This window comes from Geodermatophilus aquaeductus (genome assembly GCF_900182545.1).
GTDB lineage: Bacteria > Actinomycetota > Actinomycetes > Mycobacteriales > Geodermatophilaceae > Geodermatophilus > Geodermatophilus aquaeductus.
This window is the reverse complement of record NZ_FXTJ01000001.1, coordinates 145,490-171,043: the sequence shown is the minus strand read 5'-3', so window position 1 is coordinate 171,043 and position 25,554 is coordinate 145,490. Positions and strand designations below refer to the sequence as shown.

26 protein-coding genes are annotated in these 25,554 nt (G+C 75.1%); 15 read left to right on the top strand and 11 right to left on the bottom strand.

Annotated elements, in window-relative coordinates:
• Positions 1-7: 7 nt before the first annotated feature.
• Genes tsaB through tsaD form a run of 3 tightly spaced genes read left to right on the top strand, consistent with a single transcriptional unit; the run spans position 8 to position 2,117 of the window.
• Positions 8-643 carry a tRNA (adenosine(37)-N6)-threonylcarbamoyltransferase complex dimerization subunit type 1 TsaB gene (gene tsaB, locus FN207_RS00765; RefSeq protein ID WP_142456505.1) on the top strand — a complete coding sequence of 212 codons (636 nt, stop codon included), beginning with the start codon at positions 8-10 and terminating at the stop codon, positions 641-643.
• A complete protein-coding gene (gene rimI / locus FN207_RS00760; RefSeq protein WP_246065654.1) occupies positions 640-1,086 on the top strand; it encodes a ribosomal protein S18-alanine N-acetyltransferase in 447 nt (148 codons plus the stop codon). Before tsaB ends, rimI begins: the two co-directional genes overlap by 4 nt.
• Positions 1,083-2,117, top strand: a complete 1,035-nt coding sequence (tsaD, locus tag FN207_RS00755; protein WP_142456504.1) for a tRNA (adenosine(37)-N6)-threonylcarbamoyltransferase complex transferase subunit TsaD — start codon at positions 1,083-1,085, stop codon at positions 2,115-2,117. Before rimI ends, tsaD begins: the two co-directional genes overlap by 4 nt.
• A gap of 28 nt (positions 2,118-2,145) precedes the next feature.
• On the opposite strand, the gene FN207_RS00750 is transcribed toward tsaD, so the two are convergent.
• The 3 genes from FN207_RS00750 to FN207_RS00740 are packed head-to-tail and all read right to left on the bottom strand — an operon-like array spanning position 2,146 to position 4,113.
• Positions 2,146-2,628, bottom strand: a complete 483-nt coding sequence (locus FN207_RS00750; RefSeq protein ID WP_142456503.1) for a Clp protease N-terminal domain-containing protein — start codon at positions 2,626-2,628, stop codon at positions 2,146-2,148.
• A gap of 16 nt (positions 2,629-2,644) precedes the next feature.
• Positions 2,645-2,869 (bottom strand): helix-turn-helix domain-containing protein, encoded by a 225-nt coding sequence (locus FN207_RS00745; protein ID WP_142456502.1) that lies wholly within the window; start codon positions 2,867-2,869, stop codon positions 2,645-2,647.
• A 32-nt stretch (positions 2,870-2,901) separates the two neighbouring features.
• Positions 2,902-4,113 carry a THUMP-like domain-containing protein gene (locus FN207_RS00740; RefSeq protein ID WP_142456501.1) on the bottom strand — a complete coding sequence of 404 codons (1,212 nt, stop codon included), beginning with the start codon at positions 4,111-4,113 and terminating at the stop codon, positions 2,902-2,904.
• Positions 4,114-4,295: 182 nt separating this feature from the next.
• On the opposite strand from FN207_RS00740, the gene groES reads away from it, so the two are divergent.
• Together groES and groL are read left to right on the top strand one after the other, a co-directional pair.
• Positions 4,296-4,604, top strand: a complete 309-nt coding sequence (gene groES, locus FN207_RS00735) for a co-chaperone GroES (protein WP_110005357.1) — start codon at positions 4,296-4,298, stop codon at positions 4,602-4,604.
• 105 nt (positions 4,605-4,709) lie between these two features.
• A complete protein-coding gene (gene groL, locus FN207_RS00730) occupies positions 4,710-6,353 on the top strand; it encodes a chaperonin GroEL (RefSeq protein ID WP_110905697.1) in 1,644 nt (547 codons plus the stop codon).
• Positions 6,354-6,425: 72 nt separating this feature from the next.
• On the opposite strand, the gene FN207_RS00725 is transcribed toward groL, so the two are convergent.
• The gene (locus FN207_RS00725) at positions 6,426-6,866 is read right to left on the bottom strand and encodes a MarR family winged helix-turn-helix transcriptional regulator (protein ID WP_221887984.1); all 441 of its coding nucleotides are present in this window, start codon (positions 6,864-6,866) and stop codon (positions 6,426-6,428) included.
• A gap of 50 nt (positions 6,867-6,916) precedes the next feature.
• Here FN207_RS00725 and FN207_RS00720 point away from each other — a divergent pair, with 50 nt between their 5' ends.
• The gene (locus FN207_RS00720; protein ID WP_142456500.1) at positions 6,917-7,426 is read left to right on the top strand and encodes a hypothetical protein; all 510 of its coding nucleotides are present in this window, start codon (positions 6,917-6,919) and stop codon (positions 7,424-7,426) included.
• Positions 7,427-7,492: 66 nt separating this feature from the next.
• Here FN207_RS00720 and FN207_RS00715 read toward each other — a convergent pair whose 3' ends face one another.
• Entirely contained in the window at positions 7,493-7,792 is a 300-nt protein-coding gene (locus tag FN207_RS00715) for a WhiB family transcriptional regulator (RefSeq protein WP_075013352.1), read from the bottom strand.
• Between the two features lie 246 nt (positions 7,793-8,038).
• Here FN207_RS00715 and FN207_RS00710 point away from each other — a divergent pair, with 246 nt between their 5' ends.
• A complete protein-coding gene (locus FN207_RS00710; RefSeq protein ID WP_142456499.1) occupies positions 8,039-8,773 on the top strand; it encodes a response regulator transcription factor in 735 nt (244 codons plus the stop codon).
• A 66-nt stretch (positions 8,774-8,839) separates the two neighbouring features.
• Here FN207_RS00710 and FN207_RS00705 read toward each other — a convergent pair whose 3' ends face one another.
• Positions 8,840-9,235 carry a DUF5319 family protein gene (locus FN207_RS00705; RefSeq protein ID WP_142456498.1) on the bottom strand — a complete coding sequence of 132 codons (396 nt, stop codon included), beginning with the start codon at positions 9,233-9,235 and terminating at the stop codon, positions 8,840-8,842.
• 211 nt (positions 9,236-9,446) lie between these two features.
• Between FN207_RS00705 and guaB the strand changes: the two genes are divergently transcribed.
• From guaB to FN207_RS00685, 4 genes are all read left to right on the top strand, one after another.
• On the top strand, positions 9,447-10,979 hold the full coding sequence (gene guaB / locus FN207_RS00700; protein WP_142456497.1) for an IMP dehydrogenase: 1,533 nt from the start codon (positions 9,447-9,449) through the stop codon (positions 10,977-10,979).
• Between the two features lies 1 nt (position 10,980).
• Positions 10,981-12,117, top strand: coding sequence for a GuaB3 family IMP dehydrogenase-related protein (locus tag FN207_RS00695; RefSeq protein WP_142456496.1), 1,137 nt, complete (start codon positions 10,981-10,983; stop codon positions 12,115-12,117).
• On the top strand, positions 12,117-13,679 hold the full coding sequence (gene guaA, locus FN207_RS00690) for a glutamine-hydrolyzing GMP synthase (protein WP_142456495.1): 1,563 nt from the start codon (positions 12,117-12,119) through the stop codon (positions 13,677-13,679). The genes FN207_RS00695 and guaA overlap by 1 nt, the downstream gene beginning before the upstream one ends.
• A 166-nt stretch (positions 13,680-13,845) precedes the next feature.
• Positions 13,846-16,656: a PA14 domain-containing protein gene (locus FN207_RS00685; protein ID WP_142456494.1), complete on the top strand. Its 2,811-nt coding sequence runs from the start codon at positions 13,846-13,848 to the stop codon at positions 16,654-16,656.
• 3 nt (positions 16,657-16,659) lie between these two features.
• Here the strand turns inward: FN207_RS00685 and FN207_RS00680 are convergent, their stop codons facing one another.
• The gene (locus tag FN207_RS00680; protein ID WP_142456493.1) at positions 16,660-17,346 is read right to left on the bottom strand and encodes a helix-turn-helix transcriptional regulator; all 687 of its coding nucleotides are present in this window, start codon (positions 17,344-17,346) and stop codon (positions 16,660-16,662) included.
• A gap of 64 nt (positions 17,347-17,410) precedes the next feature.
• Here FN207_RS00680 and FN207_RS00675 point away from each other — a divergent pair, with 64 nt between their 5' ends.
• Positions 17,411-17,995, top strand: coding sequence for a dienelactone hydrolase family protein (locus tag FN207_RS00675; RefSeq protein ID WP_142456492.1), 585 nt, complete (start codon positions 17,411-17,413; stop codon positions 17,993-17,995).
• 64 nt (positions 17,996-18,059) lie between these two features.
• Here the strand turns inward: FN207_RS00675 and FN207_RS00670 are convergent, their stop codons facing one another.
• Together FN207_RS00670 and FN207_RS00665 are read right to left on the bottom strand one after the other, a co-directional pair.
• The gene (locus tag FN207_RS00670; protein ID WP_142456491.1) at positions 18,060-18,359 is read right to left on the bottom strand and encodes a hypothetical protein; all 300 of its coding nucleotides are present in this window, start codon (positions 18,357-18,359) and stop codon (positions 18,060-18,062) included.
• Positions 18,352-19,236 carry a PspC domain-containing protein gene (locus FN207_RS00665; protein ID WP_142456490.1) on the bottom strand — a complete coding sequence of 295 codons (885 nt, stop codon included), beginning with the start codon at positions 19,234-19,236 and terminating at the stop codon, positions 18,352-18,354. The genes FN207_RS00670 and FN207_RS00665 overlap by 8 nt, the downstream gene beginning before the upstream one ends.
• Positions 19,237-19,448: 212 nt before the next feature.
• Here FN207_RS00665 and FN207_RS00660 point away from each other — a divergent pair, with 212 nt between their 5' ends.
• Together FN207_RS00660 and FN207_RS00655 are read left to right on the top strand one after the other, a co-directional pair.
• On the top strand, positions 19,449-20,735 hold the full coding sequence (locus tag FN207_RS00660; RefSeq protein WP_246065653.1) for an ATP-binding protein: 1,287 nt from the start codon (positions 19,449-19,451) through the stop codon (positions 20,733-20,735).
• The gene (locus tag FN207_RS00655) at positions 20,732-21,385 is read left to right on the top strand and encodes a response regulator (protein ID WP_142456489.1); all 654 of its coding nucleotides are present in this window, start codon (positions 20,732-20,734) and stop codon (positions 21,383-21,385) included. Before FN207_RS00660 ends, FN207_RS00655 begins: the two co-directional genes overlap by 4 nt.
• 3 nt (positions 21,386-21,388) lie before the next feature.
• Here the strand turns inward: FN207_RS00655 and FN207_RS00650 are convergent, their stop codons facing one another.
• Entirely contained in the window at positions 21,389-22,753 is a 1,365-nt protein-coding gene (locus FN207_RS00650; RefSeq protein WP_142456488.1) for an acetamidase/formamidase family protein, read from the bottom strand.
• A gap of 388 nt (positions 22,754-23,141) precedes the next feature.
• Here FN207_RS00650 and FN207_RS00645 point away from each other — a divergent pair, with 388 nt between their 5' ends.
• Complete coding sequence (locus FN207_RS00645; RefSeq protein WP_221887983.1) at positions 23,142-24,761, top strand: M28 family metallopeptidase; 1,620 nt, start codon at positions 23,142-23,144, stop codon at positions 24,759-24,761.
• A gap of 57 nt (positions 24,762-24,818) precedes the next feature.
• Here the strand turns inward: FN207_RS00645 and FN207_RS00640 are convergent, their stop codons facing one another.
• On the bottom strand, positions 24,819-25,553 hold the full coding sequence (locus FN207_RS00640) for a PIG-L deacetylase family protein (RefSeq protein ID WP_142456486.1): 735 nt from the start codon (positions 25,551-25,553) through the stop codon (positions 24,819-24,821).
• Position 25,554: the final 1 nt, after the last annotated feature.

Below are 25,554 nucleotides of genomic sequence, written 5' to 3'. Positions count from 1 at the left end.
GCGTCCCGTGCTCGTCCTCGCCCTCGACACCGCGACCCCCACGCTGGTCGCCGGGATCGCCCGCCGGTCGGGCGGGGAGGTCGAGGTCCTCGCCGAGCGGGCGGTGCCCTCGGGCAACCGGCACGCCGAACTGCTGGTCCCCGCCGTGCGGGAGGCGCTCGCGGAGGCCGGCCTGGCCCTGGCCGACGTCGACGCCGTCGTGGCCGGCCTGGGCCCCGGGCCGTTCACCGGCCTGCGGGTCGGCGTGGTCACCGCCGCGGCGTTGGCCGACGCGCGCGGCGTCCCCGCCGTCGGCGTCTGTTCGCTCGACGCGGTCGGCTCGGGCGCGCGCACCGTCGTCACCGACGCCCGCCGCAAGGAGGTCTACTGGGCCGCCTACGACGACGGCGGCGCCCGGGTGGACGGCCCCGGCGTCGTCCGGCCCGAGGACGCCCGGCTCACCGGCCCGCTGGTCGGCGACCTCCGCTTCGCCGAGCGGCTCGGGGCGCCGGTCGAGCCCGCCGAGGTGACCACCGCCGGGCTGCTGCGCGCCGCGGCGGCCCTGCTCGACGACCCCGCGTCCGCCGGTCCGCTGGTGCCGCTGTACCTGCGCCGCCCCGACGCCGTGCCGCCCACGTCCTTCAAGCCGGTGACGACGTCGTGACGCCCCGGCTGCGGCCGATGCGGCTGGCCGACCTCGACGCCGTCCTGGCGCTGGAGGAGGAGCTCTTCGCGCCCGACACCTGGACCCGCGCGATGTACCGCGACGAGCTCGCCCGCACCGACACCCGCCACTACCTGGTCGCCGACGACGAGGGCACGGTCGTCGGGTACGCCGGGCTCATCGCCTACGACGACGAGGCGCACGTGGCCACCATCGGCGTCGCCACCGCCCGGCAGGGCGAGGGCATCGGTGCGCGGCTGCTCGACGCGCTCCTGACCGAGGCCGACCGGCGCAGCCCCGTGGTCCTGCTCGAGGTGCGGGCCGACAACGAGCTGGCGCAGGGGCTGTACCGGCGGCGCGGGTTCGCCGAGATCGGCCGGCGGCGCGGCTACTACCAGCCGAGCAACACCGACGCCGTCGTCATGAAGCGGGAGAAGCCGTGAGCGAGCCGCTGGTCATCGGGTTCGAGACCTCGTGCGACGAGACCGGCGTCGGGATCGTCCGCGGGCACACGCTGCTCGCCGACGCGCTGGCGACGTCGATGGCCGAGCACGAGCGCTTCGGCGGCGTGGTGCCCGAGATCGCCTCGCGCGCGCACCTGGAGGCGATGGTCCCGACCGTGCACCGCGCGCTGGCCGACGCCGGGGTGTCCGCCTCCGACGTCGACGCCGTCGCCGTGACCGCCGGCCCGGGGCTCACCGGCGCGCTGTTGGTCGGGCTGGCCGCCGCCAAGGCGTACGCGCTGGCGCTGGACAAGCCGCTGTACGGGGTCAACCACCTGGCCGCGCACGTCGCCGTCGACGAGCTGCAGCACGGGCCGCTGGCCGAGCCGTCGCTGGCGCTGCTGGTCTCCGGCGGGCACAGCTCGCTGCTGCTGGTGCCCGACCTGGCGCAGGAGGTGACCTCCCTCGGCCGCACCATCGACGACGCGGCCGGCGAGGCCTTCGACAAGGTCGCCCGGGTGCTCGGTCTGCCCTTCCCCGGCGGCCCGCCGATCGACCGCGCCGCCCGCGAGGGCGACCCGTCGGCCATCGACTTCCCCCGCGGGCTCACCGGCCCCCGCGACGCGCCCTACGACTTCAGCTTCTCCGGGCTGAAGACCGCCGTCGCGCGCTGGGTCGAGGCCCGGCGGAAGGCGGGGGAGCCGGTGCCGGTGGCCGACGTCGCGGCGTCCTTCCAGGAGGCGGTCGCCGACGTGCTGACCGCCAAGGCGGTGCGTGCCTGCCGCGAGCACGGCGTGGACCACCTCGTGCTCGGCGGGGGAGTGGCGGCCAACTCGCGGCTGCGGGCGCTGGCCGAGGAGCGCTGCGCCGCGGCCGGGATCGTTCTGCGGGTGCCCTCCCCGCGGCTGTGCACCGACAACGGCGCGATGGTCGCCGCGCTCGGCTCGCGGCTGGTCGCCGCCGGTGTCGCGCCGTCGGCTCCCGACCTCGGCGCCGACAGCTCCCTGCCGATCGACGTCGTCAGCCGCTGAGGGCGGCAGGGATGGCCATCTCTGCCGCCTAGCTGACCTCGCGGGCGGCGTCGCGCAGCCGGTCGCGGTCGACGCCGAGGGTCTCCAGCGCGCGGACCGCGGTGCCGCGCTCGAGGTCGCACACCGCGGCGACGACGTGCGCGCCGCGCAGCGGGGACCGGGCCGCCTTCGCCGCCGCGACCGCCGCGCGGAAGACCTGCTGGGCCTGCGGTGTCGAGCGCATCGGGCCGGTGGCCGGTCCGCGCAGCCCCGTCTCCCCGGCCTCGGCACCGACCCCGACCGAGGCGAGCGCCGCGGCGTGCACGGCCTCGACTGCCCCGTGCAGGCCGTCCCGGTCGACCCCGACCCGGGCGAGCGCCGCGGCCGCCGTCCCGTCGGGAAGCGCGGCGGCCGCGAGCAGCAGGTGCTCGGGCCCCGGCGTCGGCTCCCCGCCGCGACGGGCCTCGGCCTCGGCGCCGGTGAGCAGCGTCCTGACGGTGCGCAGGTCCCGCAGCGCGGTGACGATCCCCATGTCCAGTCCTCCCTGGTCAGTGCCCGCGCCGTGCGCGGACCTCGGTGGCGAACCTCTTGTGGGCGGCCTGCGCGCTGATGCCGAGCGCCTCGCCGACCTGGGCCCACGTCCAGCCCCTGCCGACCGCCTCGACCACCGCCTCCACCTCGAGCCGGCTCGCGAGCCGGCGCAGGGCGACGACGGCGGCCAGCGCCGCCTCCGGGTCCTCGGGACCCGGGACGTCGACCGCTCCGCCCGCCACGTCATCAACCTAGGTTGATGACGCGCGGCTCGTCAACCCGGGTTGATGACGTCGCAGAGCAGGGCGGTCGGCGCGCCGGCCACGCGGGTGACGACGACGGTCGCCGTCCCCGCGCCCGGGCCGCGCAGCTGCCGGGCGAGCGTCTCCGGCTCGATCGCCGAGCCGCGCTTCTTGACCACCACCCGGCCGACGCCGCGGGCGCGCAGCGCCGCCTTCAGCCGCTTGCGGCCGAAGGGCAGCACCTCGTCGACCCGGTGGGAGGTCACCCACGGGCTCGCGGCCCGCTCGCCGGAGGTCAGGTAGGCGATCGTGGGGTCGACCAGCGTCGCGCCGAGCTCCGCCGCCACCAGGGACACCAGCCCGGAGCGGATGACGGTGGGGTCGGGCTCGTGCAGCCACCCGCGCACCGGTCCGGCGTCGGCCGGGCCCGGGTCGGCGCCGGCGGTCAGCTCGTGGGCCGTGCCGTCGCGGACGACGGTCGCCCGCCGCCACGTCTCCGACACCCCGCGCCCCCACAGCAGCGCCTCGACGATCGACCCCCGCACCGACACCCACTCGGCCTCGACGCCGTCCGGGACCCGCTCGTGGTCCAGGCCCGGTGCCACCTTGACCACCGCACGTGGGACGCGGTCGAGCAGCGTGGCCACCGTCGACCACGGCGGTGACCAGCGGTCGGGGTCGAGCTGCCGCTTCCCGCCGGCGCGGCGGGCGGGGTCGAGGACGGCGGCGCCGCAGCCGGCCACCTCGCCACCGCGGGCGGCCGCCACCAGCTCGACGACGTCGCCGGCGACCACCCACACGTCGTCGTCCACCCCGAGCGCGGCGGCGTTGGCGGCGGTCAGCTCCCGCGCGACCGGGTCGCGGTCGACGGCGAGCACCCGCGCGCCGGCCCGGGCCAGGGCGACGGTGTCGGTGCCGGCGGCGCAGCCGAGGTCGGCGGCGGAGTCGGTGCCGTCGGCGAGCAGCCGGGCGGCGCGGCGGGCGGCGAGCTCGGGGCGGCCGGCCTGCTCGAGGGTGTCCGCGGTGAGGAACAGCCGGTCGGCGTCGACGCCGAACACCGGCCGGGCGCGCTCCCGCAGCCGGGCCAGCTCCCAGGCCGGGCCGGCCAGCTCCGGGCCGACCTCGGCGCGCAGCCGGGCGACGCCGGTCAGGACGTCGGCGCCCCCGGCGAGCAGTGCCGCGGCGCGCGCGGTGGCCGCCGCCCCCTCCGGTGTGCGCAGGAGGGGGAGGGCGTCGTCGGGCACGCGGCCAGCCTCCCGCAGCCGGCCGTCCACCGAACCGGCGACCCGGTTGAGCGGCTGGCACTCTCGTGGGTAGAGTGCCAATCGACACGGGCAGGCGCCTGACCCCCGCGACGGCAGGCCCGGCCCCCGTGCCACAGCATGTGAGACCACCCGCCGTCCGATCCCGAAGGGGGCGTCACCTCGTGACGACCGCTACCAAGGTCAACATCAAGCCGCTCGAGGACCGCGTCGTCGTCCAGGCCAACGAGGCCGAGACGACCACCGCCTCCGGCCTGGTCATCCCGGACACCGCCAAGGAGAAGCCGCAGGAGGGCACGGTCATCGCCGTGGGCCCCGGCCGCATCGACGACAACGGCAACCGCGTCCCGCTCGACGTCAACGTCGGCGACGTCGTCATCTACTCGAAGTACGGCGGCACCGAGGTCAAGTACGCCGGCGAGGAGTACCTCGTGCTCTCCGCCCGCGACCTGCTCGCCGTCGTGGAGAAGTGACCCCACTTCCCCGCTAGCTCCCCCGACCGCCCCGGCGACCCGTCTTGACCGGGTCCCGGGGCGGTCGTCGTCCCACGCTGTTCTCCCCCTGATCGGAAGGGCCCCATGGCCAAGATCATCAAGTTCAACGAGGACGCCCGCCGCGCGCTCGAGCGCGGCGTGGACAAGCTCGCCGACGCCGTCAAGGTCACCCTCGGCCCGCGCGGGCGCAACGTCGTCCTCGACAAGAAGTTCGGCGCCCCGACCATCACCAACGACGGCGTCACGATCGCCCGCGAGGTCGACCTCGAGGACCCGTACGAGAACCTCGGCGCCCAGCTGGCCAAGAACGTCGCCACCAAGACCAACGACGTCGCCGGTGACGGCACCACCACCGCGACCGTGCTGGCCCAGGCCCTGGTCAAGGAGGGCATGCGCAACGTCGCCGCCGGCGCCAACCCGATGTCGCTCGGCCGCGGCATGCGCGCCGCCGTCGACGCGGTGAGCAAGGCCCTCGACGAGGTCGCCATCCCGGTCGACGACCAGGCCGCCGTCGCCGGCGTCGCCACCATCTCCGCGCAGGACGCCGAGGTCGGTCAGCTGATCGGCGAGGCGATGGAGAAGGTCGGCCGGGACGGCGTCATCACCGTGGAGGAGAGCAACACCCTCTCCACCGACCTCGACGTCACCGAGGGCCTGCAGTTCGACAAGGGCTACCTCTCGCCGTACTTCGTCACCGACCAGGAGGCGATGGAGGCCGTCCTCGAGGACGCCCTCGTGCTGCTGGTGCAGGGCAAGATCGGCGCGCTGGCCGACCTGCTGCCGCTGCTGGAGAAGGTGCTCGGCTCGGGCGCCCGTCCGCTGCTGATCGTCGCCGAGGACGTCGAGGGCGAGGCGCTGTCGACCCTCGTCGTCAACTCCATCCGCAAGACGATCCGCGTCGTCGCGGTGAAGTCGCCCTACTTCGGCGACCGCCGCAAGGCCTTCATGACCGACCTCGCCATCGTCACCGGCGGCCAGGTCGTCAGCGAGGACGTCGGCCTCAAGCTCGACCAGGTCGGCCTCGAGGTGCTCGGCACCGCCCGCCGCGTCACCGTCACCAAGGACACGACGACGGTCGTCGACGGCGGCGGCACGGCCGGCGCGATCTCCGACCGGGTCGCCCAGATCCGCCGCGAGATCGAGGACACCGACTCGGACTGGGACCGCGAGAAGCTGCAGGAGCGGCTGGCCAAGCTGGCCGGCGGCATCGGCGTCATCCGCGTCGGTGCGGCCACCGAGGTCGAGCTCAAGGAGCGCAAGCACCGCATCGAGGACGCCATCGCCGCCACCCGCGCCGCGGTGGAGGAGGGCGTCGTCCCCGGCGGTGGCTCGGCGCTCGTGCACGCCGCGGCCGCGATCGACGCGCTGGACCTGTCGGGTGACGAGCTGACCGGCGCCCGCGCCGTCCGCAGCGCGCTGGACGCCCCGCTGGCCCGCATCGCCGACAACGCCGGCTTCGAGGGTCGCGTCGTCGTCAGCAAGGTCCGCGACCTCGGGGTGGGCAACGGCTTCAACGCCGCCACCGGCGAGTACGGCGACCTGGCCGCCGAGGGCGTCATCGACCCGGTCAAGGTCACGAAGGCCGCGCTGGGCAACGCCGCGTCGATCGCGGCGATGATCCTCACCACCGACTCCGCCGTCGTCGAGGCGCCGGAGGAGGAGCACGACCACGCGGGGGCCGGGCACCACACCCACGGCCACTCGCACGGTCACGGCCACAGCCACTGAGGCCGGCCCCCGGCAGGGGGCGAGCACCGGGAGGGCCGGTCCAGCTGCGGCTGGGCCGGCCCTCGCGGCGTCTCAGGGGGTGTCGAGAGCGGCCAGCAGCCGCCGGAGGACCGCGCGGCAGGCGAGCAGCTCCTCCGCGGAGGTGCCCGCCGCGTCCAGGACGCGGGCGCGGTCGGCGTCGCCCCGCTCGACGAGCGCGGCCAGTGCCTGCCGGCCGGCGTCGGTGAGCGCCAGCAGCGGCGCGGTGCGGTGGTCGGGGTTGGCGGCGCGGTCGGCCAGGCCGTCGGCGAGCAGGCCGTCGGCGACCCGCTGCACCGACTGGCGCGTCAGGCCCAGCCGGCGCGCCACGGTCGCCACCGTCGACGGCGCCCCCGAGAGCACGCTGAGCACGTGCCACCGCGCGGTGGTCTGGCCCGCCGTCGCGGCGATCGCCTCACTGGTGCGGCGCGAGGTGCCGGCCAGCTCGTAGACGTCGGCGACGAGCAGCCGGTAGGCCTCCTGGACGTCGGTCACTCCGACAGCCTACTGTCGATCTGACAGCGGTCTGACGGAGGAGGGTCCCCGTGCTGCACGACGTCCTGCACGCGCCGGAGCCGGCGGGCGCCGACGACCTGGCGCTGTTCGGCCGGCTGGTCGGCGCGTGGCGGCTGTCCTGGTCCGGCCGCGAGCCGGACGGCACCTGGTCGACCGCGGTGGGGGAGCTGCACGTCGGGCGGGTGCTCGGTGGCCGGGCCGTGCAGGACGTCTGGGTGGTCCCCGGGCCGGGGGAACCCGGTGCGGGGGTCCCGCCCCGGGCCTTCCACGGGACCACCGTGCGCTTCCCGGACCCGAGGCACCCCGGTACGTGGCGCTCCACCTGGATGGACCCGGTCAACGGCCGCGTCCGCCGGTTCACCGGCCGCCCCACCGGCGACGGCGGGGTCGTGCTGCTCAGCGACGACGAGGAGCCGTGGCTGCGCTGGCGCTTCTCCGACGTCCGGCCCGACGCCTTCACCTGGTCGGCCGAGACCTCGCACGACGGGGGGCGCTCGTGGGTGCACGACGAGGTCATGAGGGCCGAGCGCACGGCCTGACCACCACACGACGAGAGGGCCGGTCCAGCGACTGCTGGACCGGCCCTCTCGAGGTCGTCGGGGGTGCTACACCCCGGCGGCGACGGCGGCGGGCTCCGCGGCGATCAGCCGGGCCCGCTCCTCCTCGCTCATGCCGCCCCACACGCCGTAGGGCTCCCGGACGCTCAGCGCGTGCTTGAGGCAGGCCTCCACGACCGGGCACTTGCCGCAGACGGCCTTGGCGGCAGCCTGGCGCCGTGCACGGGCGGGGCCGCGCTCGCCGTCGGGGTGGAAGAACAGTGCGGTGCTCTCACCGCGGCAGGCGCCGTGCAGCTGCCAGTCCCACACCTCGGCAACGGGCGTCGGGAGACGGCGGATGTCGGCCATGTCGGTCCTCCTCGGCTCGGTGCGAGCCGGAGGGGGCGGTCCGGTCGCAGGGAGCCGGTGCCCGAGGGTCACGAGGGTCAAACACACCGGGATCGAGCATTTTCCCGGTCCCCGTCTCCCCCCGCAGGGTGATCACGGGTGTTCCCCCCGGTCACGGCCGGTCATGGTGTTTTCCAGGCCGTTGCCGTTCCGGGTCACACGACGATCCGGGTGCCCTCCACGGCCGGGGGAGACGAGGAGCACAGCGTGATCGACGACAGGATGCGCGGCCCGGGCCACGGGGCCACGACCGTGTGGGTGTACGACGAGCGCCGCCGGGTCCGGGACGACGTCGCCGGCCGCCTGGTGGCCCTGCCCTTCGTGGGCCGGGTCGAGGTCGTCGGGGACGCCGTCGCTCTCCAGCAGCGCCTGGCCACCCGGCAGCCCGACGTGCTCCTGGTCGGCACGCAGCGTGCCGTGGACACCGGTCTGACCGTGGCCACGCAGGTCATCCGCAACCACCCGGGTGTCCCGGTGCTGGTGCTCGGCGCCCCCGACGACGCCGAGACCGTCCGCGCCGCGGTCGCCGTCGGGGCCCGCGGGTACCTCCGGTGGGACGCCAGCGCCCTGGAGATGGGCCTCGGCCTGTCCCGGGTGGGCCTGCGCGCCGACGGCCGCCCGCCGCAGCCCTCGCCCGCCCCGGTGCCGCTGGCCTCGGTCGGCGCGCCCGCCCCGGCCTGGGCCACCCCGCTCAACGGTGCCGGTCCGCGCGCGGTCAGCACGACCGTCCGCGAGGCCCCGCCGGCCGTCACGCTCTCCATGCGCGAGATGCAGGTCCTCACCGGCATGAGCCAGGGCAAGAGCAACGCCCAGATCGGCCGCGAGCTGTACCTCTCCGAGGACACCATCAAGACCCACGCGCGCCGGCTGTTCCGCAAGCTCGGCGCCAAGGACCGCGCCGAGGCGGTCGCGACGGGCTTCCGCCGCGGCATGATGAGCTGAGCCAGAGCAGAACGCACCGAGGGGCCCCACCGGATGCCGGAGGGGCCCCTCAGTGCGTTCTCGTCCTCACTCCTCGCGGGCGTGGCGGCCGCCGCGGCCGGAGCCGGGCTCCTCGCGCTCGGCCACCGCGGCCACCCCGTCGGCGTAGCCGCTGGCGTAGTCCCAGCTGACGTAGTCGTCGGGGTCGGGGTCGAACGGCGGCTCGTGCCGGCCGGTCTGGCCCTCCTCGAGCAGCTGGCGCAGGTTGGCCTGCATCAGCGCCCAGTCGACGTGGTGCTCCTCGTCGCAGTCCGGGCAGTCGACCACGATGCCCTTGATGCCGGTCGGCTCGAGCAGCGTGCGGAATACCTCGAGCTCGGCCAGGTCGTCGAGGACCCCGGCCCGCTCCTCCATCGACAGCGGTGGCGGGTCCGACGGCGAGTCGAAGTCGGGCCCCGGGGCGTCGTCGTCGAACGGGCTCACGGGTGCCTCCTCTCCTCGGTGCTGGCGGCGCGGTCGTCCCGGCCCGGACGCGCGGGCTCGCGCATCCGGAGGACCACGGTAGCCGCCTCTGCCCCCGGTTCCACGCCCAGCGCCCGGCGGCGTCCCGGGCGCCGGACCGCCCGGCCTACGATCGACGGTGGTTCCCGCACCTCAGGCGGGGGCTGACCCGACGGAGAGGGTGGCGGCGACCATGCAGCCCGACGACCACGGCCCCGACGGCCACCGCCCCGAGCTGCCGGCGAAGTTCGCGCCGCTCGGCCTCACGTACGACGACGTCCTGCTCATCCCCGGTGAGTCCGACGTCGTCCCGGCGGAGGTCGACACCAGCAGCCGGCTGACCCGGGGGATCCGGATCGCCGTGCCGCTGCTGTCCAGCGCGATGGACACCGTCACCGAGGCCCGCATGGCCATCGCCATGGCGCGGGTCGGCGGCGTCGGCGTGCTGCACCGCAACCTCGCCGCCGAGGAGCAGGCCGGCCAGGTCGACCTGGTCAAGCGCTCCGAGGCCGGCATGGTCACCAACCCGGTCACCTGCTCGCCGGACAACACCCTCGCCGAGGTCGACGCCCTGTCGGGGCGCTACCGGATCTCCGGCGCCCCGGTGGTCGACGACGAGGGCGTGCTCATCGGCATCGTCACCAACCGCGACATGCGCTTCGAGACCGACCCGCACCGGCTGGTGCGCGACGTCATGACGAAGATGCCGCTGGTCACCGCCCCGGTCGGCGTGGACCCCGACACCGCGCTGCGGCTGCTGTCCCAGCACAAGATCGAGAAGCTGCCGATCGTCGACGAGGCCGGGCGGCTGCGCGGCCTGATCACGGTCAAGGACTTCGTCAAGCGCGACCAGTACCCGAACGCCACCAAGGACGCCGACGGCCGGCTGGTCGTGGGCGCGGCGCTCGGCGTCGGCGAGGACGCCTACAAGCGCGCCGGGCTGCTGGTCGACGCCGGGGTCGACGTGCTCGTCGTCGACACGGCGCACGGCCACCAGCGGGCGGTGCTCGACATGGTCGCCCGGGTGCGCAAGGACTTCGGCGGCGACGGCGGCGTGCAGGTGGTCGGCGGCAACGTGGCCACCCGCGGCGGTGCGCAGGCGCTGGTCGACGCCGGTGCGGACGCGGTGAAGGTCGGCGTCGGCCCGGGCTCGATCTGCACCACCCGCGTGGTCGCCGGCGTCGGCGTCCCGCAGATCAGCGCCATCTACGAGGCGAGCCTGGCGTGCAAGCCGGCCGGCGTGCCGGTCATCGCCGACGGCGGTCTGCAGTACTCCGGCGACATCGCCAAGGCGCTGGTGGCCGGCGCCGACACCGTGATGATCGGCGGCCTGTTCGCCGGGGTCGAGGAGGCCCCGGGGGAGCTGGTGTTCATGAACGGCAAGCAGTTCAAGACCTACCGCGGCATGGGGTCGCTGGGCGCGATGCAGAAGCGCGGCAACCAGTCCTACAGCCGCGACCGCTACTTCGCCGACGACGTCCTCTCCGACGACAAGCTCGTCCCCGAGGGCATCGAGGGCCAGGTGCCCTACCGCGGCCTGCTGGCCACCGTCGCCCACCAGCTCGTCGGCGGCCTGCGCGCCTCGATGGGCTACGCGGGCGCGGCCACGATCGCCGACCTGCAGGAGCGCGGCCAGCTCACGCGCATCACGTCGGCGGGCCTGACCGAGAGCCACCCGCACGACATCCAGATGACCGTCGAGGCCCCGAACTACCGGGGGCGCTGACGTGCCCGCACGCGACACCGTCGAGATCGGTCTCAACCGCTTCGCCCGCCGGGGCTACGACCTCGACGAGGTCTCGATCGTCCCGTCTCGCCGCACCCGCGACGTCGACGACGTCTCCACGGCGTGGCAGATCGACGCCTTCCGCTTCGACATCCCGCTGGTCACCAGCCCCAGCGACGCCGTCGTCAGCCCGGCGACGGCGATCGCCGTCGGGCAGGCCGGCGGCCTCGGCGTGCTCAACGCCGAGGGGTTGTGGGCCCGCTACGACGACCCGCTGCCGGTCTACCGCCAGCTGCGCGAGGCCGGCGCCGAGGCGCCGCCGCCGGTGTCGCTGCTGCAGCAGGTCTACTGCGAGCCGGTCAAGCCCGACCTGATCACCGCCCGCATCAAGGAGATGCGCGACGCCGGGGTGACGACGGCGGTGCGCGTCTCGCCGCAGCACACCGAGCAGCTCGCGCCCGCGGTGCTGGCCGCCGGCGTGGACCTGCTGGTCATCCAGGGCACGATCGTCTCCGCCGAGCACGTGACCACCCAGGGCGCGGCGCTCAACCTCAAGTCCTTCATCGCCGACCTCGACGTCCCGGTGATCGTGGGCGGCGCGGCCAACTACACGACGGCGCTGCACCTCATGCGCACCGGCGCGGCCGGCGTGATCGTCGGCGTGGGCGCCGACAGCTACTCCACCGGCGACGCCGTCATGGGCATCCGGGTGCCGCTGGCCAGCGCGATCGCCGACGCCGCGGCCGCCCGCCGCGACTACCTCGACGAGACCGGCGGCCGGTACGTGCACGTCATCGCCAACGGCCGGATCGAGACCAGCGGCGCCATCGCGCGGGCGCTGGCCTGCGGCGCCGACGCCGTGCAGCTCGGCGAGCCGCTGCGCGCGGCGCGGGAGGCCCCGGCCGGCGGCGTGTGGTGGGACTCGGTGGCCGCCCACCCGCGGCTGCCGCGCGGCGGCACGTCGGCGCCGGTGCCGGCCCGCGGGTCGCTGGAGCAGCTACTGCTCGGGCCCGCGGAGACCTCCGACGGCCGGACCAACCTCTTCGGCGCGCTGCGCCGCACGATGGCCAAGACCGGCTACCGCGACCTCAAGGAGTTCCAGCGCGTGGACCTCGTCATCGGTGGTCGGCCGGACTGATGGACTTCCCGACCGTCCTCGTCGTCGACTTCGGCGCGCAGTACGCCCAGCTCATCGCCCGGCGCATCCGCGAGGCCGGCGTCTACTCCGAGATCGTGCCGTCGTCGGTGCCCGTCAAGGAGATCCTCGAGCGGGAGCCGGCGGCGATCGTGCTCTCCGGCGGCCCGTCCAGCGTCTACGCCGAGGGCGCCCCGCAGGTCGACCCGGCGCTGTTCGAGGGCGGGGTCCCGGCCTTCGGCATCTGCTACGGGTTCCAGGCGATGGCGCAGTCGCTCGGCGGCACGGTGGCCCACACCGGCGACCGCGAGTACGGCGGCACGCCGCTGACCGTCACCACCGGCGGGCGGCTGTTCGGCGACCTGCCGGTGCAGCAGTCGGTGTGGATGAGCCACGGCGACGCCGTCAGCACCCCGCCGCCCGGGTTCACCGTCACCGCCACCTCCACCGGCGCGCCGGTCGCGGCGTTCGAGGACGTCGACCGGCGGCTGGCCGGCGTGCAGTTCCACCCCGAGGTGCGGCACACCTCGCACGGGCAGACGGTGCTCGAGCACTTCCTGTTCGACATCGCCGGCCTCGAGCCCACCTGGACGACGGCCAACGTCGTCGAGGAGCAGGTCGAGCGGATCCGCGAGCAGGTGGGCGGGGGCCGGGCGCTGTGCGCGCTGTCGGGCGGCGTCGACTCCGCCGTCGCCGCGGCGCTGGTGCAGCGGGCCATCGGTGACCGGCTCACCTGCGTCTACGTCGACCACGGCCTCATGCGCGAGGGCGAGACCGAGCAGATCGAGCGGGACTTCGTCGCCGTCACCGGGGTGGACCTGCGGGTGGTCGACGCCCGCGAGCAGTTCCTCGCCGCGCTCGCCGGGATCAGCGACCCCGAGGAGAAGCGCAAGACGATCGGCCGGGAGTTCATCCGGGTCTTCGAGCAGGCCGCCCTCGACGTCGTCGGCGACGCGAAGGAGCACGGCGAGAGCGTCGACTTCCTCGTGCAGGGGACGCTGTACCCCGACGTCGTGGAGTCCGGCGGCGGCACCGGCACGGCCAACATCAAGAGCCACCACAACGTCGGCGGGCTGCCCGAGGACCTGCAGTTCACCCTCGTCGAGCCGCTGCGCACGCTGTTCAAGGACGAGGTGCGCGCGGTCGGCGTCCAGCTCGGGCTGCCCGAGGCGATGGTCTGGCGCCAGCCGTTCCCCGGCCCGGGGCTGGGCATCCGGATCGTCGGGGAGGTGACCCAGGAACGGCTCGACGTGCTGCGGCAGGCCGACGCCATCGTGCGCGCCGAGCTCACCGCCGCGGGCCTGGACCGCGAGATCTGGCAGTGCCCGGTGGTGCTGCTGGCCGACGTCCGCTCGGTGGGCGTGCAGGGCGACGGGCGCACCTACGGCCACCCCGTCGTGCTGCGGCCGGTGTCCAGCGAGGACGCGATGACCGCGGACTGGACCCGCCTGCCCTACGACCTGCTCGCCCGGATCTCCACCCGGATCACCAACGAGGTGCGCGAGGTCAACCGGGTCGTCCTCGACGTCACGAGCAAGCCGCCCGGCACCATCGAGTGGGAGTGACCGCCCCGCCGGTCACCGCCCCGCCGGTCACACGGGGTCACGCCGCGCTGTGTGACCCGGGTCACTTCTCGCGGTCCGGGTGCGCGCGTCCTCGCCGCTAGAGGGGCGGGGTTAGCGTTCCCGCCCCCCGGGCCACCGGTGTCCGGGGCGGACACGGGGAGTGGCCATGGCCCTCGGGATGCGGCAGCTGCGGCGGACGGCGCATGCGACGGCGGTCGGGGCCGCCGCCCTCCTGCTGGTGGTCGCGGCCTGCCTGGCGGTGGTCCTTCCGACCGCGACTCCGGCGGCCGCGGCACCCCAGCCCGGCTTCAGCGACACCACGGCCTTCAGCGGCCTGGTCAACCCGACGGCGGTCCGCTTCGCTCCCGACGGCAGGGTCTTCGTCGCCGAGAAGCGCGGCACCGTGCAGATGTTCGACGGGCTCGGTGACAGCACGCCCACCCGGATCGCCGACCTGCGCACCGAGGTGCACAACTTCTGGGACCGCGGGCTGCTCGGGCTCGCGGTGGACCCGGGGTTCCCGGCCCGGCCGTACCTGTACGCGCTGTACACCTTCGACGGCCCGGTCGGCGGTACCGCGCCCCGGTGGGGGACGGCGGGCGCCGACAGCGATCCCTGCCCGAATCCGCCCGGCGCCACCAGCGACGGCTGCGTCGTCAGCGCCAAGCTCGTCAAGCTGACGCTGACCGGGACGGCCACGACCAAGCAGGACCTGGTGCACGACTGGTGCCAGCAGTACCCCAGCCACAGCATCGGCGACCTGGTCTTCGGCCGGGACGGCGCGCTGTACGCCTCCGGTGGCGACGGCGCCAGCTTCGACTTCGCCGACTACGGCCAGGACGGCAACCCGGTCAACCCGTGCGGCGACCCGCCGGGCGGCGTCGGCGGTGCGATGACCCCGCCGACCGCGCAGGGCGGCGCGCTGCGCTCCCAGGACCTGCTCACCACCGGGGACCCGGTCACCCTCGACGGCACGGTCATCCGCGTCTCCCCGGACACCGGCGCGGCGCTCCCGGACAACCCGAACGCGGCGTCCGCCGACGCCAACGCCCGGCGGATCGTGGCCTTCGGCCTGCGCAACCCCTTCCGGCTCACCCAGCGCCCGGGCACCGACGAGATCTGGATCGGCGACGTCGGCTGGGGCTCGTGGGAGGAGCTCGACCGGCTCGTCACCCCGACCGCCCGCCCGACGAACTTCGGCTGGCCCTGTTACGAGGGCGACGGCCGCCAGGGCGCCTACGACGGCCTCGACCTCACGGTGTGCGAGGACCTCTACGCCCAGGGCGCCGGCGCCGTCACCGCGCCGTACTTCCCCTACCGGCACGGCCAGCCGCTCAACGCCAACGACAACTGCCGGGTCACGGCCGGCTCGTCGTCGTCGGGCCTGTCGTTCTCCTTCTACGCGGGCGGGCCCTACCCGGCGGAGTACGACGGCGCGCTGTTCTTCTCCGACTACTCGCGCAACTGCATCTGGGTGATGACCCGGGGCACCGACGGGTTGCCCGACCGACTCAAGGCGCGCCCCTTCGTCACCGACGCCGCCGGACCGGTGGACCTGGAGATCTCCCCGCAGGGCGAGCTGTTCTACGCCGACCTCAACGGCGGGACCGTCCGGCGCGTCGTCTACGGCGGCACCACCCCGACGCCCACGACGTGCCCGCAGGGGCAGTACCTCGCCGAGTACTTCCCCAACAGGACGCTGACCGGCGCGCCCGCGGTGACGGCCTGCGAGCCGCCTCCGCTGTCCCACGACTGGGGTGCCGGTGCGCCGGCCGGCGTCGGGCCCGACAACTTCTCCGCCCGGTGGACGGGCACCTTCGACTTCGGCGCGGGCGGGAACACCACCTTCACCGCGGTGAGCGACGACGGGATCCGCGTCGCCGTGGACGGGACGACGCTCATCGACCAGTGGCAGGACCAGTCGGCCACCACCTTCACCGGCACCCGGCAGCTGACGGCCGGCGTCCACCAGGTGCGGGTGGAGTGGTTCGAGACCGGCGGCGACGCGGTCGCGAAGCTGAGCTGGGCGACCACCGCGACGCCCGCCGGGGACCCGGTCCCGCAGATCGCCACCCCCGCCGCCGGGACGACCTGGCAGGTCGGCGAGACGATCTCCTTCACCGGCTCGGCGACCGACGGTGCCGGGCAGCCGCTGCCGGCCACGGCGCTGACCTGGCAGATGGTCCTCCGGCACTGTCCCGACGCGTGCCACGACCACCCGCTGCAGTCGTGGACGGGGGTGTCCGGCGCCTCCATCGCTGCGCCGGACCACGAGTACCCCGCCCACCTGGCCCTGCAGCTGACGGCCCGCGACGCCGCGGGCCGGACGGCCACGGTGACCCGGGAGCTGCAGCCGCGGACCGTGCCGGTCACGGTGGCCACGCAGCCCGCTGGCCTGCAGGTCACCCTGGGCTCGCGGACGGCGGCCACCCCGTTCACCGCCACCCTCATCGTCGGTGCGACGACCAGCCTGACGGCGGTGTCCCCGCAGACCTCGGCGGGCGTCGTGCAGGAGTTCGTCTCGTGGTCCGACGGAGGGGCGCAGACCCACCAGGTGACGGCGGGGACCGCCGCGGTCACCTACACGGCGACGTACCGGACCACCTGTGCGGCCGGCCAGTACCGGGCGCAGTACTTCGCCAACCGCACCCTCTCGGGCACCCCGGCGTCGACCGGCTGCGAGGCGGCTCCGCTGGACCGCAACTGGGGGACCGGGGCGGCTCCCGGGACGGGGCAGAACAACTTCTCGGCACGCTGGACCGGCGTCTTCTCCTTCACCGCCGGCGCCCACGTGCTCACCGCCACCGGTGACGAGGGGATCCGGGTGTACGTCGACGGGGTGCTCAGGATCGACCGCTGGGCGGCCGGCGGAACGGGCTCGTGGACCCTCGACCAGCTCCAGGCGGGGACGCACGAGATCCGGGTCGAGTACTTCGAGAAGACGGGGACGGCGTCGGCCCGGGTGACCTGGACGTGACGGCTACCGGACGGCGTGTGCGTCGGGAGGCGGGGTGCCGTAGACGGCGGGGTCGCGCTCGGGCGCCGGCTCGGGGGTGAGGTCGGCGGCCTCGATGCGGTCCCACCGGAACCAGCGCGGGGCGTCGCGCTCGCGGCACCAGCCGACGAGGTACCAGCGGTCGCCGGTGCGGGCCAGCAGGTGCGGCTCCACCCGCCGCCGCGACGTCGTCCCCGCGCCGTCGCGGTAGGTGATCGCGACGACGCGGCGGCGGGCCAGCGCCTGCTCCACCACCGGCGCCGGGTCCGGACGTCCCTGCGCGCCCGCGCGCACCCACACCCGTCCGCCGAGTCGCTCCGCCTCCGCCCGCGCCTGCGGGCCGAGGACGTCGAGCACCTTCTCCAGCGCCGCGCGGCCGTCGACGGCGAACGGCGCGTCCCGCATGCCGGCCAGCGCCACGGCGACCGCCACCGCCTGCGCGGGCGTGAGGTTGACCGGCGGGAGGGTGGCCGCGGCGTCGAGGACGTAGCCGCCACCGGGACCCGAGCTCGCCCAGATCGGGACGCCGGCCTGCTGCAACGCGCCGACGTCGCGCTTGACGGTGCGCGGCGAGACCTCCAGCCACGCCGCGAGCCGCTGCGCCGTCCGCCCGCGCGGCCCGGCCCGGCGCAGTTCCTCGGTGAGCGCGTGCAACCGGTCGGTGCGGTTCACGCTGTCGATCCTGGCAGGAGTCGGTGACAGGACGGTGTCACCGACCCCCTGCCACCGTGGGTGCATGACGACCGTCGCGCTCTTCCACTCCGTCCTCGGCGTCCGGGAGGGCGTCACCGACGCCGCCGCCCGGCTGCGGGCCGCCGGGCACGAGGTCCTCGTCGTCGACCAGTACGACGGGCGGGTCTTCGACGACTACGGCACCGCCGGGGCCTACGTCGAGGAGGTCGGCTTCCCGGCGCTGATGGCACGGGCGGCCGATGCCGTCTGCGACCTGCCCGACGGGTTCGTGGCCGCCGGCTTCTCCAACGGCGCGGGGATGGCCGAGCACGTGGCCACGCAGCGCCGGGTCAGCGGCGTGCTGCTGGTCTCCGGGGCGCTGCCGATGGCCGTCCTCGGGGCGCCGTCCTGGCCGGCCGGGCTGCCGGCGCAGCTGCACCGGACGACCGGCGACCCCTTCCGCTCCCAGGAGTGGGACCGCGCGTTCGCCGACGACGTGGCCGCGGCCGGCGGGGAGCTGGAGGTGCTCGAGTACCCCGGCGACGGGCACCTGTTCACCGACCCGGGCCTGCCCGCCGAGTACGACGTGCAGGCCACCGAGCGGCTGTGGCGGGAGGCACTGGCCTTCGTCGGCCGGGTCGCCGGCTGAGCACGCGCGAGGGCCCGGGGAGCTCCTCGCTCCCCGGGCCCTCGCCGGATCCGCCCCCGTGCGGTCAGCCGCGCCTGCGGCGTGCCTTGCGCAGCTCGCTGACCATCAGCGCCACGCCGACGCCGACCAGGACCAGCCACAGCAGCCCACCGTCGGCCAGGAAGCCCAGCGGCACGGTCACCCCGACCAGGAAGACCAGCGCCAGGACGACGAACGCGACGCCGGGCACCATGGCCACCAGGTCGACGCGACGCCTGCGGGGCTGCTCGACCGGCAGGAGCGTGGAGCCGTGCTGCCAGTCCTCGGCCAGCGCGCGCTCCTGCCAGGCCGTCGGGGTGGTGGGGAACTCGCTGTAGTCAGGCACGGGACACCTCCAGGTCGCCGACCCCGTGGTCGATCGTCAGGATGAACTCGGGCTCGTCGTCGCCGCCCGGGGCGCGGAAGTAGCCGTCGTCGCTCTGGTCGAACAGGTCGGCCTCGCCGAGGCCGTTCTCGACGGCGAGCTGTACGTCGGCGTCGCGGGGGACCTCGACCTCGAGGTCGCCGAAGCCCTGCTCGATGCGGACCTCGATCGGCTCGTCGATGTCGTCGACGTCGATCCGCGAGAGGTCGACGTCCATGTCACCGGCGCCCAGGCGGTAGACCGGGCGGACGTCCTCGACGGTGGCCGGCTTGTGCTCCCGGTCCCCGAAGCCACCCGCCGGCCCGTCCCCGTCCCACGCGGGGGCCGCCGAGGTGAACAGCAGCGCGAGCGTGAGCACCGAGCCCAGCGCGATCAGCCCGCCGCGCGGCGCCCGTGCGCGGGTGACGGCCGAGGCGACCAGCCCCAGGCCGACGACCAGCAGCGCGGTGGCCAGGAAGCCGCGGGGCCCGACGTCGAGGCCGGTGTAGCGGGTCACCAGGACCATCAGGCCGACGGCGATGAGCAGGCCGGCGATCGTCAGCCCGGCGACGGGGGAGCGCGGCCCGGCCGGCTCGGCGGGTGCGCCGTCGACGGCGGTGCGGCGCGGGGCCCTCGGCATGAGCAGCAGGAGCAGCACGTAGACGAGGACGCCGGTGCCGCCCGCGAGGGTCAGCGCGACGAAGCCGACGCGCCACAGCAGCGGGTCGACGCCGCTGTACTCGGCGAGCCCGCCGGCGACACCGCCGACCATCCTGTCGTTGCGGCTGCGCCGGAGCGTGGGCCGGACGGGTGGCGGGGGTTCGAGGGACGGTGCGGGAGGAGGGAAGGGGGCGGTCATGACACAGAGCGTCCCCATCCGGCGCCCGCCGCGACATCGGGGAAGGCCCCCATCCGACCCTGGTCCTGCCCGTCCGGGGGCTTCCCGGTACCGGGCGGGGTCAGTGCGGTGCGACGATCGGTGCCGTGACGAGGACGGCGCCCACCCCGGGCGGGACGCCGGCCGGTGCTCCGCCGCCGGCCGGTCCCGTCACCGTGCCCACAGCAGCCCCCGTGCCCACGGCAGCCCCCGTGCCCGCGGCAGCACCGCTGCTCCCCGGCGGCGCGCCCACGCCCGCCGGAGGGCCGCTCGTGCCCGCGGGGGCGACGGCGGTGGGGGCGGCGGTGGGGACGGCGGCGGCGACGGCGGTGCCGGACGGCCGCCCGCCGCTGGTGCGCCCGCGCTCGGGACGGCTGCTGGCCGGCGTCGCGGCGGGGACGGCGGCGCACCTGCGCACCGACCCGCTCGTCGTCCGCGCGATGTTCGTCGTCCTCGCGGTGACCGGCATCGGCGTCGTCGCCTACGCGGTGCTGTGGTTCTTCGTGCCGCTCGGCGAGGTGGCCCCCGACGCCACGCCCCGGCCCAGCCGCCGGCAGACCGTGGGGCTGGCTTTCTTCGGCCTCGGCGCGCTGGTGCTGGTCACCAACCTGGCCACCTGGGGCAGCAACGACCTCATCGCCCCGCTGCTGCTGGTCGGCGGCGGCCTCGCCGTCATCTGGCGGCAGCTGGACACCGACAGCACCCTCGCCCGCCCCGGCGTCCGGTGGGTGCTCGCCGGCGGTGCAGCACTCGCCGCGCTCGGTCTGGTCCTGCTGCTGGCCACCACCGGTCAGCTGGCCGCCGCGCGCAACGGCTTCGTCGCCACCATCGTCATCCTGGTCGGCGTCGTGCTGGCCACGGCGCCGTTCTGGCGGCGGCTGCTCGACTCGCGCGAGGCCGAGCGCACCGCGCGCGTCCGTTCGGAGGAGCGGGCCGCGGTCGCCGCGCACCTGCACGACTCGGTGCTGCAGACCCTCGCGCTCATCCAGCGCCACTCCGGCGACCAGCAGGCCGTCGCCCGGCTGGCCCGCAGCCAGGAGCGCGAGCTGCGCAGCTGGCTCTACGAGCCGGCGTCGTCGGCCGGCGGTGGCACCTGGGCGGCGCTGGTCTCCCAGATGGTCGCCGAGGTGGAGGGCGACCACGCGCTGACCGTCGACCCGGTCGTCGTCGGCGACGCCCCGGTCGACGACGCGCTGGCCGCACTCGGCGCGGCCACCCGCGAGGCGCTGCTCAACGCCGCCAAGCACGCCGGCGTGACCTCGGCCGACCTCTACACCGAGGTGGGCGCGCAGTCGGTGTCGGTGTACGTCCGCGACCGCGGCGCCGGGTTCGACCCGGCGACCGTCCCCGCCGACCGCCGCGGCCTGCGCGACTCGGTGACCGGCCGGCTGGCCCGCCTGGGCGGGACGGCGACGGTGCGCTCGGCGCCCGGCGAGGGCACCGAGGTCGAGCTCGTGCTGCCGCGCGAGGAAGCCGCGTGAGCACCCGCGTCTTCCTCGTCGACGACCACGCCATGGTCCGCGCCGGCGTCCGCTCCGAACTCGGCGACTCGGTCACCGTCGTGGGGGAGGCCGCCGACGCCGACGCCGCGATCGCCGGCATCCGCGCCGCCCGTCCCGACGTCGTGCTGCTCGACGTGCACCTGCCCGGCGGCGGGGGACGGACGGTGCTCGAGACGCTGCGCGCGGAGCTGCCGGAGGTGCGCTGGCTGGCGCTGTCGGTGTCCGACGCCGCCGAGGACGTCATCGCGGTCATCCGCGCCGGCGCCCGCGGCTACGTCACCAAGACCATCTCCGGGCCGGACCTGCGCTCGGCGGTGCAGCGCGTGGCCGAGGGCGACGTCGTCTTCAGCCCCCGGCTGGCCGGCTTCGTGCTCGACGCCTTCGCCGCGAGCGCGCCGTCGGCACCGGCCGCGGACCCCGCCACCGACCCCGGCCTGGACCTGCTCAGCGCCCGCGAGCGCGAGGTCATGCAGCTGCTGGCCCGCGGTTACACCTACCGGGAGATCGGCTCGCGGCTGTTCATCTCGGTGAAGACCGTGGAGTCGCACGCGTCCAACGTGCTGCGCAAGCTGCAGCTGTCCAACCGCAACGAGCTCACCCGGTGGGCGGCGACCAACCGCCTGCTCTGAGCCTCAGCCGAAGTGGCTCTTGTAGATGACGCCGTGGACCCCGACGGTCCGGTCCACGACCTGCGACACCTCGAAGTCCGCGGCCGCCGACAGGTAGGCGTAGGCCACCGAGCGGTCCATCCCCCTGTCGTGCTCGAGGAAGTCCAGGGCATTGACGACGGCGCGGCGGGCGGCGACGTCGAGGTCGACGAACTGCCCGTCGCGGTACCCGTCGGGATCGGACAGCCCGATCGGCAGCCAGGCGTCCGGTGACTCGCCGAACGGGTACCGGAAGGCCACCGAGGGCGCGTCCCCCGAGCCCGCGCGGCACACCGTGAGCCGGAAGGTCAGCCGCAGTGACCCCTCCAGGGCCGTGAGCGCCACCTCGCCGTGCCCCATCGACATGTGCGGGTCGCCCACGGAGAACAGCGCCCCGTCGGCCACCACCGGCACGTAGAACGCGGATCCGACGTTCAGCCGGCGGATGTCGATGTTGCCGCCGCCCACGGTCGGCGGGATGGAGTTGACCAGCGGGTCGTTGGGCACCGGCGCGTCGCCGACCGTGGCCACCGCCATGAGCCCCGCGAAGCAGTCGACCGGCCAGGACACGCGGTTCCCGCCGGTCCCCACGGGCAGCGAGGCGTACGCCTGCCCGCCGCGCCCGCGGCGGACCGGGGTGAACACCGAGACGTTGCCGTAGCGGGTCGGGTCGCCGGTGGCGCGGCCGTCGGTGGACACCGGGGGCATGACCTCGGCCTCGGTGATGCCGCCCGCCGGGGTGGCCAGCTGCCGGGCGAGGGAGCCCTTGCCGTGCCGGCTGGAGACGACGCCGTAGGGCACCCGCGGCAGCGCGGTCAGCGGCTCGATCTTGAGGACGTCGCCCGGCCGCGCGCCCTCGACGTACACCGGGCCGGTGACGACGTGCGGCCCGTCGGCGTCGAAGTCGCGCTCGTGCCGGGCGTAGGACGCGGCCACCGCGACGGCGTCGTCGAGGACCTGCCCGCGCGGCACCCCCTGCGCGCCGAACCAGCCGACCGGGTCGCGGCCCTGGTCCTCGAGCAGCCCCTCGTGGCTGACCGTGTCGACGGTGACGGTGCCGCCCGAGCGCACCCGCGCCACCGGGGTGTCGGTCGTGCGGGGGAGGTACCCCCACAGGACCTCCTCGGGGCGGGAGGGCAGGTAGACCTCCCCGTCGATCGGGCCGCGGCCCGGCTGCAGGACCTCGCCGGGCAGCCGGGTCCGCGGGGTGGCGTGTGCCGGGGCGGCGGCCGCGACGCCGGCACCGAGCAGCGCCCCCGTGGCGAGCGCGGCCTGGACGAAGGAGCGCCGGCCGATGCCGCGCTCGACGAGCTCGGCGGCGGCTGCGGGGTCGGGCTGGGGCTGGGACATCGGACCTCCGGGTGCCGGGTGGGTGGCAGCCGGTCTACGGACCCCGTGTTGCGGTTCCGCGACGCGCGTGTCGGCCCGGTTTCCCTCGAGTGCGCCGGATGCGGAGCGTCACCCGGCGTGGACGGACGGTCGGTAGCGCGTCCCCGGTGTGTCCTGCGTCACACCGGCATCCGGAGTCCCGGAAACCCGCCTCCCAGCTGCCTCGCAGCCGACTCCCAGGAGCCGGAAGTCGGCCGGCGCGGGCCGGCCGCGGTCCGTGCCGGCTCTGTACCTCCGCGCGGCCCCGGGCCATCCTCGCCCGATCGGGAACCGGGACGTGTCCGCCGGTCATCGTGGCCCGGCGGACCTGACGAGGGGGAACGGGATGGCAGATCGACGGACGAGGTCCGTGCGGGCCGTCGCAGCGGGCGCCGGTGGGTTGCTGGTGGCCCTCGCGCTGCCCGCGAACGCCGCGCTCGCGGCGCCGGGCGGCAACGCGTGCGACCACCGCAGCAACAACACCTACGACAAGCTCCTGGAGTGCGTGACGCTCGAGGGCGTCCGGGAGCACCAGGCCGAGTTCCAGAAGATCGCCGACAACAGCACGGACCCGGTCTACCCGGGGACCCGGGCGGCCGGCACCGACGGCTACGCGGACAGCGTCGACTACGTGGCCGACCTGCTCGAGGAGGCCGGCTACGAGGTCACGCTGGACCCGGTCGAGATCACGTTCAACTTCCCGGCCGTGCTCCGTCAGCTCACGCCGGTCGCGGCCGAGTACGAGACCGGCGTCTTCACCGGCAGCGGTTCAGGCGAGGTCGAGGGCCAGGTCATCCCCATCGACATCAGCCTGGAGACCGGGGAGTTGGCCGTCTCGACCAGCGGTTGCGAGCCCGAGGACTTCGCCGGCGTCGACTGGAGCGGTGACAGCGACATCGCGCTCGTCCAGCGCGGCACCTGCTTCTTCGGGACGAAGGCCTACTACGCGGAGCAGGCCGGCGCCGAAGCGGTGATCGTCATGAACCAGGGCAACACCCCGGAGCGGGAGGAACTGATCGTCGCCGACGCCACGAGCGTCGACGAGCCGATCCCGGGGGCTCCCGGACCGGTCACCCACGGCATCCCCGTGGTGGGCGCGAGCTCCGCCGACGGCCTCGCGCTGGCCGAGGAGGGCTCGACCGCGTTCGTGGAGGTCCTGCCCGCCGAGACGCGTACCGACTACAACGTGATCGCCGAGCTGCCGGGCAAGAACCCGGACAACGTGGTCATGGCCGGCGCGCACCTCGACAGCGTCACCGAGGGGCCGGGCATCAACGACAACGGCTCCGGATCGGCGGCGATCCTCGAGACGGCGCTGCTCATGGCCAACACCCACCCGGAGAACACGCTGCGGTTCGCCTGGTGGGCGGCGGAGGAGCAGGGCCTGGTCGGCTCCGCGGACTACGTCGCCGGGCTGTCGGAGGCCGAGCGTGAGCGCATCGCGCTCTACATGAACTACGACATGGTCGGGTCGCCGAACTACGTCTTCATGGTCTACGACTCCGACGAGTCCACGTTCCCGGCACCCGAGGGCGTCACCATTCCGCCGGGTTCGACCGCCATCGAGGACCTCTACGAGTCGTACTACACCTACGTCGGTGAGCCGTACGACGACACCGAGTACTCGGGGCGCAGTGACTACGAGGCGTTCATCCTCGCCGGCATCCCCTCCGGTGGCCTCTTCACCGGCGCCGAGGGGATCAAGACCGAGGAGCAGGCGGCCATCTGGGGCGGTACCGCGGGTGAGCAGTTCGACCCGTGCTACCACGAGGCCTGCGACACCTACGAGAACGTGGATCTCCACGCCCTCGAGGTCAACAGCGACCTGATCGCCTTCGCGATGTTGACCTACGCGTACTCCACGGAGTCCGTGAACGGCGTCCCGGGCAAGCGGGTCCCCGGCAAGCCCTTCGAGCTGCCGGCACCGGCCGGTCCCGAGGGCACGTTCGCTGAGGAGAGTGGCGGGCTGGCCCACCAGCACGCCGCCTGACACCGAGGGAACGGGGCCGGTCCTGCGGGGCCGGCCCCGTTCCCGTGTCCGCCGTCGTCAGGTGGTGTGGACCACGTGGAAGGCCTCGGCCAGGCGCCCGTCGGGGAGGTCGAAGCGGCGGGCGGTCTGTGCCATCCAGCCGGTGACGAACGCCTCGAGGTCCTCGACGTGACTGATCTGCGTCACGTGGCTCTTCAGCGCCGCGAACTTCAGCTCGACGACGTCGGTGACGTCGACGGCGTGGTCGGCCCGCGGGCTGGCGCCGAGCCACACCTCGTCCACCGTCCACGCCTCCAGCCCCTCGTCGGCCAGCAGCTCGGGGAAGGCGAACGCGTTGCGGGCGTCGGGGTAGACCGCGCGCAGGGTCGACTCCCCCACGGTCATGTGGTCCGGATGGCTGGCGGCCACGCGCTCGTACCAGCGCTCCGGGGAGCTGGTGAGCACCCGCTGCGGCCGGACCTGCCGGATGACCCGGCTGATGTCCCGGCGCAGGCCGAGGGTCAGCTCGAGCCGCCCGTCGGGGTACCCGAGGAAGCGCACGTCGGTGACGCCGACGGCGGCGGCCGCGGCGCGCTGCTCCTCCTGCCGCAGCGGGCCCATCTGCTCCCGCGGCGTCTCGTCGAAGCCGCCGGCGTCGCCGTCGGTGACGATGCAGTAGGTGACGTCGGTGCCGGCCGCCGTCCAGGTCGCCACCGTCCCGGCGCTGCCGAAGTCGACGTCGTCGGGGTGGGCGAGCACGCAGAGGGCGCGCTCGACGTGCTCGGCGGGCTTCCGGGGCGGGGGAGCGGTCACC

What these genes read in the sequence shown, in the direction of transcription:
- FN207_RS00715 (WP_075013352.1), bottom strand. Translation starts at nt 7,792, where the DNA reads ATGGCCGACATCCGCCGTCTCCCGACGCCCGTTGCCGAGGTGTGGGAC.
- FN207_RS00650 (WP_142456488.1), bottom strand. Translation starts at nt 22,753, where the DNA reads ATGTCCCAGCCCCAGCCCGACCCCGCAGCCGCCGCCGAGCTCGTCGAG.
- FN207_RS00675 (WP_142456492.1), top strand. Translation starts at nt 17,411, where the DNA reads ATGACGACCGTCGCGCTCTTCCACTCCGTCCTCGGCGTCCGGGAGGGC.
- FN207_RS00750 (WP_142456503.1), bottom strand. Translation starts at nt 2,628, where the DNA reads ATGGGGATCGTCACCGCGCTGCGGGACCTGCGCACCGTCAGGACGCTG.
- FN207_RS00665 (WP_142456490.1), bottom strand. Translation starts at nt 19,236, where the DNA reads ATGACCGCCCCCTTCCCTCCTCCCGCACCGTCCCTCGAACCCCCGCCA.
- guaB (WP_142456497.1), top strand. Translation starts at nt 9,447, where the DNA reads ATGCAGCCCGACGACCACGGCCCCGACGGCCACCGCCCCGAGCTGCCG.
- FN207_RS00685 (WP_142456494.1), top strand. Translation starts at nt 13,846, where the DNA reads ATGGCCCTCGGGATGCGGCAGCTGCGGCGGACGGCGCATGCGACGGCG.
- groL (WP_110905697.1), top strand. Translation starts at nt 4,710, where the DNA reads ATGGCCAAGATCATCAAGTTCAACGAGGACGCCCGCCGCGCGCTCGAG.
- guaA (WP_142456495.1), top strand. Translation starts at nt 12,117, where the DNA reads ATGGACTTCCCGACCGTCCTCGTCGTCGACTTCGGCGCGCAGTACGCC.